Source organism: Listeria sp. PSOL-1, from assembly GCF_902806445.1.
Lineage (GTDB): Bacteria > Bacillota > Bacilli > Lactobacillales > Listeriaceae > Listeria.
Genome location: NZ_LR760298.1, coordinates 1,336,431 through 1,349,908, shown reverse-complemented (window position 1 = coordinate 1,349,908; position 13,478 = coordinate 1,336,431). Strand labels below are relative to the sequence as shown.

Genomic DNA, 13,478 nt, shown 5'->3' with positions numbered 1-13,478 from the left:
ATGGAGAAAAAGTTACTGGATTATGATGTTGGTGCAGGGGTTGATTTATTTTTGCTTATTAAATCAAGCACAAAAGGGATTGCAAGTAATGGGAAGCCTTTTTTAAGTTTAACATTACAAGATAAATCTGGTGAACTTGAAGCAAAATTGTGGGATGTTAAAGAAACTGATGAAGAACATTATGCGCCGCAAAAAATTATCCATATTATAGGAGATATTCAAAATTATCGTGGTCGTAAACAGCTTAAGATTAGACAGATCAAACAAGCTACAGCCACTGATCATTTAGTGCCTGCTGATTTTATGGAAACAGCTCCAGTGAATAAAGAAGAGATGGCTAGCGAGATTACACAATATATTTTTGAAATGAAAAATGCTAATCTGCAAAGAATTACGCGTTCACTTTTAAAAAAATATCAAGCTGAATTTTATGATTATCCAGCGGCGGTGAGACATCATCATGAATTTGTATCTGGTCTAAGTTTTCATGTGCTATCAATGTTAAGACTCGCCAAAGCGATTAGCGATTTATACCCTAGCATTAATCGGGATTTACTTTATGCAGGGGTCATCCTACATGACCTAGGAAAGGTAATTGAGTTATCGGGGCCTGTTTCAACAACCTATACATTAGAAGGAAATTTAATTGGCCATATTTCAATTGTTGTAGAAGAAGTAAGCAAAGTGGCAACAGAGCTTGATATTGCAAGCGAAGAAGTGGTTGTCTTAAAACATGTCTTACTAGCTCATCACGGTAAAGGAGAATGGGGAAGTCCTAAGCCTCCACTTGTTAGAGAAGCTGAGATTTTGCATCAAATTGATTTAATGGATGCAACGATGAATATGATGGATAAAGCATTGGGCCATACAAAGCCAGGTGAATTTTCTGAACGAGTTTTTGGTTTAGAGAATCGAGCTTTTTACCGTCCGTCATTTGATTAAGTTCGCTTGAAAATAAATAAACACCCTTTAGCAAAAGACTTATTGCTAAAGGGTGTTTATTTTTATTTTTTAGAAGAAGTGTAATCTTTGAATGTATCTTTTAAGTCTTTATCTTCTACCTTAATGTCTGCATCTTTCACTGCTTTTTTCAAGGCTTTTTCTTTGTTTTCTTGTGTTAATTGGCTTTGGATATAAGCTTTTTTAACAGCATCTTTATCTTTTTCAAATGATTGTTTTTCAGCTGGTTTTTCTAGTTTAATAATATGATAGCCAAATTGAGATTTTACTGGTTCACTAACATCGCCTTTTTTCTTAAGGGCATAAGCTGCTTTTTCAAACGCTGGATCCATTTTGCCAGGGCCAAATGGTTCTAATAAGCCGCCTTGTTCTTTAGAAGCTGTGTCAGTTGAATATTCTTTCGCTAATTTAGCAAAATCATCGCCATCTTTAACTTTTTTCTCTACTTCTTTCGCTTTTGCTTCATCAGCAACTAGAATATGTCTAACAGTGATGTCTGGTTTCCAAGTTTTGTAGTACTCTTTTAATGTTTTGTCATCTGTTTTGATTGAAGCTTTTGTTGCTTTGTCGATAAGCAGATTGTATTTTAACGTTTGTTTGAAAGATTTTTCGGTTAACTTAGATTGAGCAAGTACAGATGGCAATTGATCGCCATATTGTTTTTTGTATTTATTAAATTCAGCATCTACTTCTTTGTCACTTACTTTATATTTTTTTGAAAGAACTTTATCAAAAGTAAGTTGTTGTAAAACTTCTGCTCCACCTTTTGTTTTCATTGCATCATAAAGCTCATCTTTAGTAACATTTCCTGAGTTCGTTTTTACGACGTCACCGCCACCTCCGCATGCTGCTAGCCCAAATACTGACATCAGCATGACAAGTCCTAAAACCAGTTTCTTTTTCATTTAATTAAACACTCTCCTTAATTAGTTAGGGATAATTTCATTAACTATGATATCATAAAACAACTTTGAAAAGGAAAAATATGAAAAATTTAATTGTATTCTCATTTTCATCATTTCTCTCTCATCAGAAATTAAAATTGAAAAACTGTGTTTAAACGCTTTCCAGATTTTCATTTAAATAGCTCATTGCCAAGTGTAGCACAGAATTATAAAGTGGCAATGAGCTAACGTTTATATTAGAGAAAACTTATAGATTCAAATATAAAAAAATACGTATTGTAAGGCCAGAGCGAGCAATCAAGCGGAGAAACATTTATATATATATTGATAAAAAAATTTTGAAGAAATGATTAAAATGTGACAATCTTTTCGCTTTGTGGGCTTTGACAGGCTTTCTCACGGTCTTTGAAGCAAACAACTTTCCAAACTGAGATGCCTTCCCTTGATTGAACAGCACACACTTATGCCATATTTTCCTGAAAAATATGGAGTAAATTGATTTATATCCGCTAGATTTGCTTATTTTGCATCTTTTTTTAATGTTTTTTCAAGATCAGCAATTGTTTTTTGCATATCTTTAATTTCATCTTTTAAACGTTTTTTTTCTGGTTCCATGTCTTCGTTCCATTTTGAAACAGATTCCATAATGTCACTTGAGACATCTTTTAGTAAAGTCGTGCCCTCTGTTCCTAAAACTTGAATCGATTGCAGCAGTTCATTGGTGTTATAAGCAAGTTCTTTTAAAATGACACTTGCTTCACCGGATTTTTGTGCAATGTCATGTCTGAGTTCACGACCAGATTTTGGTGTTAAAAAGATAGAAGCGATAGCACCAGTTGCTGCGCCAGCTAGAATTCCTAGCATAAAAGATTTTTTGTTCATTTTTTGTTCACCTCTCCAATTGATAAGTCGATGCTACTTAAAGTAAAGTGGCTCGTTTTATTTTAAGTGGTCGCGAATATCCGCTGCGATTTTGTTGAAGCTCTCTGGTGTATAAGAACTTGAATGGTCTTGCCATTTTAGTCCAAAGCCATCTTGTTTATTGTAGCGCGGAATTAAATGCACATGAAAGTGAAAGACACTTTGACTAGCTATTTCTTCATTATTGTTAAGAACATTGAGGCCTTCTAGTGGAAAAGCTGCTTTTAAAGCATTTGCGATTTTAGGAACACGATAGAAAAGACTTGCAGCAGCATCTGCGTCTAAATCAAAAACATTGCGGGCATGTTTTTTGGGGACGATAAGTGTATGTCCTTTCGTTACTTGGCCTAAATCGAGAAAAGCGTAAACTTCTTCATCTTCATAAACTTTAGCAGAAGGAATTTCCCCGTTCATTATTTTACAAAAAATACAATCTTCCATTACTAAGGCCACCTTTCATCAATATGTATCTATCATTTAATTTACCACAAAACATTAGGAAAATCATGCTTTATAATCAAATCTTAAAGTTTTTTTAGAGAAATAGATAAAAATATGCTATCATTAAGATAAAATCATTTTGCTAACAGATGAGGAAGTAGAGGAGGAAGTCTTAATATGGCCTTATTAGAGGTTGAGCATCTTACTGGAGGATACACAAAAAGACCCGTTTTAAAAGATGTTTCCTTTAAAATTGATGAAAAACAAATTATTGGCTTAATTGGTTTAAATGGTGCTGGAAAAAGTACAACGATTAAGCATATTACTGGTTTAATGCAGCCCAAAAAAGGGATAATTAAAATTAATGGCAAAACGTTAACAGAAGACATTGAGGCCTATCGTTCAGAATTTGCTTATATTCCAGAAACCCCTGTACTTTATGATGAGCTAACGTTAAATGAACATTTGGAATTAACAGCAATGGCTTATGGCTTAAGCGAAGAAGAATTTAAAACGCGAATAACACCGCTTTTAAAAGAATTTCGTTTAGAGAACAAATTAAATTGGTTTCCTGCTCATTTTTCTAAAGGAATGAAGCAAAAAGTCATGATTATGTCTGCTTTTTTGATTGAGCCTAAATTGTATATTATTGATGAACCATTTGTCGGGTTAGATCCGCTCGGCATTGCGTCACTGCTTAATTGGATTAAAGAGATGCGTGATAAAGGTGCTAGTATTTTGATGTCCACTCATATTCTTGCAACAGCGGAAAAGTATTGTGATCGTTTTATCATTCTACATCAGGGAAGAATTCGGGCTGAGGGAACACTTTCCGATTTGCAAGAACAGTTTATGATGAGCGGGGCATCTCTTGATGAAATCTATATTCAGTTAACGAAGGAAGAAGAGGCCGATGAAGCTGAACTTTAATAGTAATGAGTTATGGAAGAAACGCTATAGTCATTATACAGATGAATTAGTTAAGTATCTCCGCTATATGTTTAATGATCATCTGTTACTTGTCTTGCTTATTGGGATTGGCGCGCTTATTTTTTATTATGCTGACTGGGTAAAGACACTTAAGCCTGGATTTCCTGGTATTCCGCTTATGGTTGTGTTATTGACGGTAGCTATTTGTGCTGGTCAAATTGTAACTTTGCTTAAACGCGCTGATTCTGTTTATTTAATTGTACAAGAAAAAGGAATGGCACCATATTTTCGAAAAGCACAAGTGGCTAGTTTTTGGCTACAGAGTTATTCTTTTGTGATCATCCTTGGTGCTGCAATGCCAATGTATACAGCGATAACAGGATATTCTTATAGCCGCTTTTTTGGTTTGTTAGTCGCGCTTATTTTGATTAAGTGTTGGAACGTTGGTTTTTCTTTTCAAGCGTTAAAGCTTGATAATAGTGATACCGCATGGCTTTATTTCCGCGTTATTTTAAGTGCGTTATTGATTTATCTTGTTTTAGCATTTCATTTGCTATGGACGATTCCAATTACGATTGTTGTTTTATTGGTGAGTTATGCTGCTATTTTGCAACGAACGAAAGATGTAACGTTGCGTTTTGAGCTTTTGATCGTTAAAGAAGAAGCACGAATGAACCGTTTTTATCGTTTGGTGAACTTGTTTACAGATGTTCCTCACTTAAAGGGGACTGTGAAAAGAAGAGCCTATCTGGATTTTCTTTATAAACCAATTCCGTATGCCAAGCGCAAAACTTTTGCTTTTTTATGGAGCAGAACTTTTGTCAGGACGAATGAATATATTGGTCTTTATGTAAGATTAACAGTTATTTGCGCGATTTTGATCATTTTTATTCAAGGTCTATATTTAAATTTATTATTTTCATTACTTTTTCTCTACTTAACGGGTTTTCAATTTATTCCGATGTTGAAACATTTTGATGGGCAGCTAATGATGAAACTTTATCCAGTAGAACCGAAAATTGAGCGCAGAAGCTTTGTTCACTTCATTCGGATATTATTAGTTGGACAAGCCGTTTTATTTAGTATTATTGAAATTGCTGAAAATGGATCAATTGGTGGTATGTTATGTTTAGCAATTAACTTACTTTTTGTTGTTATTTTCACGTTTATCTATATACCTTATCGGATGAAAAAAATGTATCAATAAAATAAAAAAGCTTGGTGTGATCTTTAAATAGACCACATCAAGCTTTTTATTTAGCATCATGCGTAAATTCAGGAAAATGATAAATATCTGTATGTGAAAAGCCAATCTGTGTATTGTTGCTTTCCATGACTTTCACGATTTCTTGGTAATGTGGTGTTTTTTTCCAAAGAGGATAATCAGATGCATTGTCCCAGAACATAATGATAATAAACTTATTATTTTTTAGAGACTGTCCGAGCTGAATACATTGCAAACCAGCTGTTTCGTTAAAATGAACGCTTAGATTTTGATAAAGTTTTAGAAAAAGGGGGATTTCTTCATCACGTACCATAATATATTCGAATACGACGCTACCGCTCCCTTTTATTTCACCGCGATTTTGCAGCAAATGATACGTACTTTCTTCTTTAAAAACTGTAGGGTCAGAGCTTTCTTGTAATAAAAGCGACTGATTATAGTTTTGCAGTAAAAGAATGTTATCAGATGGGTGATCATTTAAGATTTGCCGTAAAAAATGTTCTGTCCCTGTTGTTATATAAATGTTTTTCATTTCCATGACCTGCTTTCCTAGTGGTATGACTTATATTTTATTCCCAATTTTTATAAATTCAAAACGCTAGGCAATTTATTTGGTTTTAAGCGATATATTTAGTATTCTTTAATGTAGTCTAGTTCAGATTTGAACAATGGAAGGAAGTGCAGAGTTGGCTAAGATAACAAATGATTTGTTCTTGCGGGCGGCTAAAAGAGAAGCTGTTGAAAAAATTCCTGTATGGTATATGAGACAAGCCGGGAGATCACAACCGGAATATCGCAAGCTTAAAGAAAAATATTCCTTATTCGAAATGACGCATGAACCTGAACTGTGCGCTTATGTAACGCGTTTACCTGTCGAAAACTACGGTGTGGATGCCGCTATTTTGTACAAAGATATTATGACACCACTCGTTGGGATGGGGATTGACGTTGAAATAAAAAGCGGGATTGGCCCAGTGATTCCTCAGCGGATCCAGAAATTCCAAGATGTAGAGCGCTTAGGGACATTAGATGTAGCGAAAGACCTGCCTTACATATTAGAAACCATTCGTTTGTTAACGAGCGAACAATTAGAAGTTCCACTTATTGGTTTTTCTGGTGCCCCATTCACGATTGCTAGTTATTTAGTTGAAGGAGGTCCGTCACGGAATTATCATCGAACGAAAGCGTTAATGTATAAAGACCCAGCTACTTGGTCGTTTTTGATGGAAAAGCTTGGGCAAATGATTACTGATTATTTAATTGCTCAAATTGGCGCTGGCGCAAGTGCAGTACAATTATTTGATTCGTGGGCGGGATCATTAAGTCTTGCTGATTATGATGAATATATTAAGCCCACAGCGTCTAAAATAGTGCAACAAGTTAAAGCGATTTATCCAGATACACCGATTATCATGCAAGCAGTCGGAGCTTCACATTTGCTAAACTCATTCTCTGATCTATCCGTTGATGTTTTGGGATTTGATTGGCGTGTGTCTGTTAATCAGGCAAGAGAACTTACACGTGGCAAGGCACTACAGGGGAACTTAGATCCGTCACTATTACTTGCAGAAGAAAAATGTCTTCATGTAGCAGACCAAATTTTACTAGAAGCAGTAAAAAGACGTGGCTTTATCTTTAATTTAGGGCATGGAGTTTTCCCGGAAGTTTCACCGCAAATGTTACAAAAATTGACGAAGCACGTTCATCAACAAAGTGAAAAATTTTTAAAAAAAGGTGATCATTTATGAAGAAAATAGGGCTGTTAGTGATGGCTTATGGAACGCCATATAGCGATGCAGATATTGAACGTTATTATACAGATATTAGGCGCGGCAAGAGGCCAACAGCTGAAATGGTTGCTGATTTGCGTGAACGTTATCAGGCGATTGGTGGCTTATCACCACTTGCGAAAATTACAGAAGAACAAGCTTACGGTTTAGAACGTGTATTAAATGCACAAGAGGCTGGGGTTGAATTCAAAGTCTACGTTGGCTTAAAACATATTGAACCCTTTATTGAAGATGCTGTAGCAAAGATGCATCAAGATGGTATAACAGAAGCCATTTCTATTGTTCTTGCACCGCACTATTCAAGCTTTAGTGTTAAATCATATAATGAACGTGCGCTGACTGCCGCTTCAAAATTGGGTGATTTAAAGATCAAAACGATTGATGAATGGTATCTTGAGCCCAAATTTATTGAGATGTGGGCAGCGCGTATTAATGAAGTTGCACGTCAGATTCCTGAAGCTGAACTAGACAAAGCCATCTTAATTATTTCTGCTCATAGTCTACCAGAGAAGATTAAAGAATACGGTGATCCCTATCCAAAGCAATTACAGGAAACAGCAGATTTAATTGCAGAAAAAGTGATTGTTCCGCATGTCGCACTCGGTTTTCAAAGTGAAGCCAAAACAGGCGTTCCTTGGCTAGGCCCTGATGTCCAAGATTTAACAGAGCAGCTTTATCAAACAAATCACTATCAACATTTCATTTATGCACCTGTAGGATTTGTGGCAGATCACCTTGAAGTGCTGTACGATAATGATTACGAATGTAAAGTGATCACAGATAAGTTACAAGTAGCTTATCATCGCCCGCCAATGCCAAATGCAGATCCAACATTTTTGGATGTATTAAAAACGGTCGTCAAAAAGGCATATCAGGAGATGAGCTAAGTAATTTGATGTGGTGTGCTTTGTCTTAAGAAAAGCGCTTTCTTAATTATTACCATAATACTATCCTTTTTTAATCGGGTTCTCATTTTTTTGGGGGATAATATAAATTGTAGTAAGAAAGCACGGGAGGTTAGTAAAATGAAAAGTAGCGTAGAAAAACAAAGAATTGCTAATAACATTTCATTATATATAAAATTAAATGGATATACGCAAAGAACATTTGCAAAGGTAGCCGGGATTTCACAAAGCACAATGGCAAGTATTACAACAGGTAGAATGAGAAATGGCAACAAATTTAATAGGTACATAGCGAATATTACTGAACAGCTAGGACTTGAAGCAAACTATTTCTCAAAAAAACAAGAAGAGATTACAGCTGCACCAATTAAATTTCAAGATGAGACAAAACTTCATACGAGCGATGAAAAATTCAGTGCGCTCAGTCTCATGTTAAAAATTGGTGAAATTCATTACAAATAAAGGCTAAACACCAATTTACGAAGAAAAGAGTGAAGGAGGAGTAGCGAATTTGCGAAACAATGACAAACTTCTTGCCATTTTGGCTTATTTAAGTTATTTTTTCTTGCCGATCATTTTGCCAATTATCATTTGGGTTGCTGTTTCTAGTAATTACGTTAAAAAGCATGCAAAAACAGCTTTATTTGTTAACATTCTGCCATCGATTATCAATCTTCTCTTCCTCCTTATTCTTGGAATTTACGGCTTAGGGGTAGCAGTAGATGATGGGCTGATTGTCCTTTCTATTTTAGGTGTAGGTTTTATCCTTTTAATGAACTTGATCGTTTTTATCTGGGTGATCGTACGTGTTGTTAAAGTTGCAACAGATCGTATCTAAGTTAGGAGGATTCTAACGCATGGTGAGAAGAATTGTACATTTAGCTGTTGGTAAACCAAAAGAAATGACTTTTCAAAGCGATCAAAACATGATGACTGGAATAAAAAAGCAAGCGGTTAAAGAAGCTTTTTTGACAGAAGAAGGTTTTCAAAATGATGGATCTTTTCATCTTAAGTATCACGGGGGACCAGATCGAACCGTTTGTATCTTTCCAGCAGAGCACTACGTCTTATTTGAAGAAACGTTTCAAAAGAAATTACCAGATGCTGCATTTGGAGAAAATTTAACAGTCACAAATATGCTAGAGACCGACGTAGCCATTGGTGATCTATTTCAGGCAGGCGATGCTGTCTTTCAAGTAACCGAAGCGCGTAACCCTTGCTCAACCATTGCGAAATATAATGCTATGCCAGAGCTTTATGAAATGGTGCGAAAAACAGGATATACTGGATACTTATGCCGTACTATTAGAAGCGGAAAAATTCAATTAGGTGATGAGTTGGTTCGTTTAAAACAAGATCCACATCAGATAACGGTTAGTTATTGCCATGAAATGATCTTACATAGGAAAGGCGATCTTGCTGCTTTTAAGCGGATTTTAGCGGTGCCAGCTTTGTCTGAGCGTTACCGTGCAGCAGTAGAAAAAAAGCTGAAATAAAAAGACTAAAATTAGCGGGTATGAGAAATGGATCAGCGACAAGCTTGATCTTGACCTACTAATTTTAGTCTTTTTGAATTTGTGCTATTAAATTTGCAAGCGATTTTTTTGGCTGCGGGTAGCAAGTAGACTAAGATAGCAAAATAGCGCAAATAAAATCGTAATAATTAGACTATGGAATAATGCTACATAAAGGTTAACACTTGTTATAACGGACATGATGCCAGTCAAAGTCTGAAGTGCAACAAGGATGATAGCAAGGACCATACCATAAGTGAGCACACGATAATGTTTGTAATGACGGAAGATCAGATATGTAACATAGAGGATCCATATCACAAGTAAAAACGCAGCAGCGCGGTGGAGGTACTGAACGTAATCTTGAATGGAATGTGGCCAGATAAATTGTCCATTTTGAAAAGGCCAAGCAGGAACAGCCAGACTTGCTTTTTCATGGCGTACGAGTGCTCCAGTATAAACGGTAATGTAAGTATATAGTGTTAAAAAATAAATATGCAAGCGTAATTTGCGTTCCATAACTAGATAGCGTGCATCGAATTTTCGATCGACTTCAAAAATAAGGAGTGCTAGTAAAACAATCGCAGAATAACAAATAATGGAAATACCAAAATGAAGTGCCATAATATAAGGATTTTGCCCCCAAATCACGGCAGCTGCTCCCATAAAAGCTTGTAAAATTAAAAAAAGGATGGCGATAATGGCAAGCGGCTTTGTTTCACGACGATCTTTAATTAAACGCCAAGCACAAATAGCTAAAATAATAACAAAAATAGAGCTAATACCAGTAGTGAAACGATGCGCAACTTCGATTAGTTTTTCTGGTGTGATATCGGTTAAATGAACAAGCTGTCCGTTACAAAGTGGCCAAGAGTTACCACAACCGTCAGCAGAACCAGTTTTTGTTACTAAAGCGCCGCCAAAAACAACAAATGTCATCGCAATGATGGTTAAGACGGACCAGACTTTCAAAAATTTCTTCATATGAAATCAAATCTCCTCTTTAGTGTATATGTAATTTATGTAGACTCTAGGTGACTTGCTGCTTATAAAATTTATTTTAGCGTGTTTTATAGGATAAGTAAAGAAAGTATGATCATTGGGTAACGATATGTTTAAGCCGATTAATTGACAAGCGGCGTCATTTTTCCACATAATAGAAAGATAGTGGGGCTGTTCATGCGATTTTTGACTTAAGGGGGAATACAGGTGACTCAGATGGAAAAAACGAATCAGTTGCAAGACGTTTCAGCTAAATTTACAGTTCGTGATTTTACGGAATTGATTAAGATAGGGATTGTTAATTCAAATACAATTACTGCTTTCACTGGGATGTGGTTAGCATTTCAATTAAATGGGATTTCTTTTTTTCAGCAGCTTGACCTTCTTTTTTATACAATCATTGGTTCTGCGCTTATTGTTGCGTCTTCAGGGGCCTTTAATAATGTGATTGATCGTGATATTGATGGGATAATGGAACGCACAAAAAGCAGGCCAACAATGACAGGGAAAATTTCTGGAAAACAAGCATTGACTGTGGCATCTTGTCTTGGTTTAGCAGGAATAATCATTCTCTTTATGACAACCTGGCAAGCGGGATTGCTTGGGGTTTTTGGTATGTTTTTATATGTGGTTGTTTATTCGCTATTTGCTAAACGAAAACTTGTTTCTAACACGGTCATTGGGAGTTTATCTGGCGCAGTACCGCCGCTTATTGGTTGGTTTGCTGTTTTCCCACACATTAGCATCATTCCGATCATGCTCTTTCTCGTGATGTTTTGTTGGCAGCCACCACATTTTTATGCCATTGCGATTAAGCGAAAAGAGGAATATGCAGCAGCAGGGATCCCAATGCTTCCTGTAGTAAAAGGAATTGAACGCACGAAGAAAAGCATGTTATTTTGGGTGGTATTACTTACAATCTTACCTTTTTTTATGATGCAGCTTGGCATGGTTTATGTCGTGTTAGCGACTATACTTAATTTGGGTTGGTTTATACTTAGCCTTTATGGTTTTAAAATGAGAGATAGCATAAAGTGGGCACGTCTTATGTTTGTCTACTCGTTAAATTATATGACCATTTTATTTGTTGTAATGATTGTAGTATCCATCTTCTTGTAAAAGTGGGGTTTGCACTTGAGGGGCGTAGCGGACAAAATGATGGCGCTTTCTCTTTTAAACGCTAAAATCCTTACTTTTTCTTAAGCTTTTCATAAATATTTTCTGTATTTTGGTGTGGTATAGTGATAAAAATGCTGAAATCGGAGTGATATGACATGAAGATTGCTAGTTTTGAACGAACGATTCAATTAATCCGGGCGCATCAATTTTTAAAAGCTGAAGAAGAAGCGACACATATGATTTGGGAAAACCCCTCTCATTTTGCTGGCTATTTATGTTTAAGCTATGTCCAATTTAAGAAGCAAAACTTAGTAGAAGCAGCTGAAAATATTGAACAAGCGATTAATTGTCAACCTTTACAAATAGAAAGTTATCAACTAGCGGTTGCGATTTATAAAGAAATGAAAAAAAACAAACGAGTTTGCCATTTTGCTCGTTTAGGGATTAAACATGATCACACAAACGCTTATTTTTATTTTGAGTTAGCTGAACATTTATCTGTAAGCTTCAGTGAGCGTGAACCCTTATATGAAAAAGCTCTTCATTTTGATCCTGAAAATGTAAATTATTTAGGAAGGTATAGTGAGCTTTTAGTCGAGAGTGGAACGGAATGGCAAAAAGCATGGAGAATGGAAAGTTTAGCAATTGCACTTGAACCATACCACCAAGAAAATTTGCTTATTTTTGCTAAAACAAACTATGAGCGTGGCAATTTCGAGCAAGCCCGAGAGTACGTGGAACGAGTCTTAACTGGCGATTCAGGTAACAAAGAGGCATTAGAACTTCGGGAAGAATTTGCGATTACAGAAAGCCGATCGTTTGCTTTGTATGAAAAGGTTCGCTTGTTTTTAAAGCGAAAGCAGCTGTCTGTTAGTTGCTTGATTGTCGCTTCTTACATGGGTACGGTCTTATTACTGTGGTGGTTAATCGGAATCTCTGCCTTATTATGCATCATTGTGCCACTTGTTTTTATCATTAGAGCTATTTTTTTACAAATTGAAGCGGGTGGTAAGGAAACGATTCAAAAAAAGCAAAATCGATATATTAGGCTGCCTATTGCAATTTTTGCTTTATTAATTTTGTTAATTCCACTAGGGATACATTCTCTTGCTGCGTTTTATCAAACAGTGAGTGTGGATTCAACTCATCTAACTTATGGAGCTAAAAAAGTTGTTGCTACAAGTGATAAAAGCCAAGTAGCTGATCATCGTAATTTAGCACAATATCAAAAAATAGAAGCCATCCGTGATTTATATCAAAAAAATCAAGCCACTCCTGCCAATTTAAAAAAATATATTGCTAAACCTTATCTCGCTCAATTTGATCGCGCAATGAAAAATAAGGAAAATTACGTTGCTTTTATGAATTTTCGTTTTTCACAAATGTTTGTAAAAGATCGTCATGAACAGCTGTATTTAATGCAAGAAAACAAGCATCATAGCTTAATCATCGCCATGCGAGATAATAAAATCATTCATATATACAGAAATAACAAGGAAAAAGAGACCAAAAGTGAGCAGCAACAAAATAAACTGTTTTCAAAAATGAAAAGTGCTGGAAGTGTGTAGAACCTTACAATGTGAGTAGATAAATAGTTTGGAACATAAAACGATAGCGCAAATGCGTTCATTTCGGGCATGATCCAAGCTTATTTGTCGTGTGTAAAAAGCGTGTCAATCAATTTATCTTCAAAACGAGTCAATTTTTATAGCATTTCTGTAGAAAAATCGGTACAATATAAAGAAATAGCGCTTTGAGGAGGCAAA

Annotated in this window: 15 protein-coding genes; 10 read left to right on the top strand and 5 right to left on the bottom strand. The window is 35.8% G+C overall.

The annotated features are described in order from the left end of the window. Complete coding sequence (gene yhaM, locus G6Q10_RS06580; protein ID WP_163654440.1) at window positions 1-942, top strand: 3'-5' exoribonuclease YhaM; 942 nt, start codon at window positions 1-3, stop codon at window positions 940-942. Between the two features lie 62 nt (window positions 943-1,004). Here yhaM and G6Q10_RS06575 read toward each other — a convergent pair whose 3' ends face one another. The 3 genes from G6Q10_RS06575 to G6Q10_RS06565 form a co-directional block, all read right to left on the bottom strand. Continuing rightward, a complete protein-coding gene (locus G6Q10_RS06575; RefSeq protein WP_163654437.1) occupies window positions 1,005-1,865 on the bottom strand; it encodes a peptidylprolyl isomerase in 861 nt (286 codons plus the stop codon). 519 nt (window positions 1,866-2,384) lie between these two features. Continuing rightward, window positions 2,385-2,747 (bottom strand): YtxH domain-containing protein, encoded by a 363-nt coding sequence (locus tag G6Q10_RS06570; protein ID WP_163654436.1) that lies wholly within the window; start codon window positions 2,745-2,747, stop codon window positions 2,385-2,387. 57 nt (window positions 2,748-2,804) lie between these two features. Beyond that, window positions 2,805-3,227, bottom strand: a complete 423-nt coding sequence (locus G6Q10_RS06565) for an HIT family protein (RefSeq protein ID WP_163654433.1) — start codon at window positions 3,225-3,227, stop codon at window positions 2,805-2,807. Between the two features lie 177 nt (window positions 3,228-3,404). Between G6Q10_RS06565 and G6Q10_RS06560 the strand changes: the two genes are divergently transcribed. Next, entirely contained in the window at window positions 3,405-4,157 is a 753-nt protein-coding gene (locus G6Q10_RS06560) for an ABC transporter ATP-binding protein (RefSeq protein WP_163654432.1), read from the top strand. After that, on the top strand, window positions 4,141-5,364 hold the full coding sequence (locus tag G6Q10_RS06555) for an ABC transporter permease (protein WP_163654430.1): 1,224 nt from the start codon (window positions 4,141-4,143) through the stop codon (window positions 5,362-5,364). Before G6Q10_RS06560 ends, G6Q10_RS06555 begins: the two co-directional genes overlap by 17 nt. Window positions 5,365-5,410: 46 nt before the next feature. Here G6Q10_RS06555 and G6Q10_RS06550 read toward each other — a convergent pair whose 3' ends face one another. After that, on the bottom strand, window positions 5,411-5,914 hold the full coding sequence (locus tag G6Q10_RS06550) for an antibiotic biosynthesis monooxygenase (RefSeq protein WP_163654428.1): 504 nt from the start codon (window positions 5,912-5,914) through the stop codon (window positions 5,411-5,413). 154 nt (window positions 5,915-6,068) lie between these two features. On the opposite strand from G6Q10_RS06550, the gene hemE reads away from it, so the two are divergent. The 5 genes from hemE to G6Q10_RS06525 all read left to right on the top strand — a co-directional run bounded on the left by hemE (window position 6,069) and on the right by G6Q10_RS06525 (window position 9,573). After that, window positions 6,069-7,130: a uroporphyrinogen decarboxylase gene (gene hemE / locus G6Q10_RS06545; RefSeq protein WP_163654426.1), complete on the top strand. Its 1,062-nt coding sequence runs from the start codon at window positions 6,069-6,071 to the stop codon at window positions 7,128-7,130. Then, window positions 7,127-8,059: a ferrochelatase gene (hemH, locus tag G6Q10_RS06540; protein ID WP_163654424.1), complete on the top strand. Its 933-nt coding sequence runs from the start codon at window positions 7,127-7,129 to the stop codon at window positions 8,057-8,059. The genes hemE and hemH overlap by 4 nt, the downstream gene beginning before the upstream one ends. A 138-nt stretch (window positions 8,060-8,197) precedes the next feature. Next, complete coding sequence (locus tag G6Q10_RS06535) at window positions 8,198-8,539, top strand: hypothetical protein (protein ID WP_163654422.1); 342 nt, start codon at window positions 8,198-8,200, stop codon at window positions 8,537-8,539. A 49-nt stretch (window positions 8,540-8,588) separates the two neighbouring features. Beyond that, on the top strand, window positions 8,589-8,915 hold the full coding sequence (locus G6Q10_RS06530) for a magnetosome magnetite crystal formation protein family (protein ID WP_163654420.1): 327 nt from the start codon (window positions 8,589-8,591) through the stop codon (window positions 8,913-8,915). A 19-nt stretch (window positions 8,916-8,934) separates the two neighbouring features. Next, window positions 8,935-9,573, top strand: a complete 639-nt coding sequence (locus G6Q10_RS06525) for an MOSC domain-containing protein (protein WP_163654418.1) — start codon at window positions 8,935-8,937, stop codon at window positions 9,571-9,573. 87 nt (window positions 9,574-9,660) lie between these two features. On the opposite strand, the gene G6Q10_RS06520 is transcribed toward G6Q10_RS06525, so the two are convergent. Beyond that, window positions 9,661-10,575, bottom strand: coding sequence for a COX15/CtaA family protein (locus tag G6Q10_RS06520; protein WP_163654416.1), 915 nt, complete (start codon window positions 10,573-10,575; stop codon window positions 9,661-9,663). A gap of 225 nt (window positions 10,576-10,800) precedes the next feature. Between G6Q10_RS06520 and cyoE the strand changes: the two genes are divergently transcribed. Further along, complete coding sequence (cyoE, locus tag G6Q10_RS06515; RefSeq protein WP_163654414.1) at window positions 10,801-11,712, top strand: heme o synthase; 912 nt, start codon at window positions 10,801-10,803, stop codon at window positions 11,710-11,712. Window positions 11,713-11,867: 155 nt separating this feature from the next. After that, a complete protein-coding gene (locus tag G6Q10_RS06510; protein ID WP_163654412.1) occupies window positions 11,868-13,280 on the top strand; it encodes a tetratricopeptide repeat protein in 1,413 nt (470 codons plus the stop codon). Window positions 13,281-13,478 lie beyond the last annotated feature (198 nt).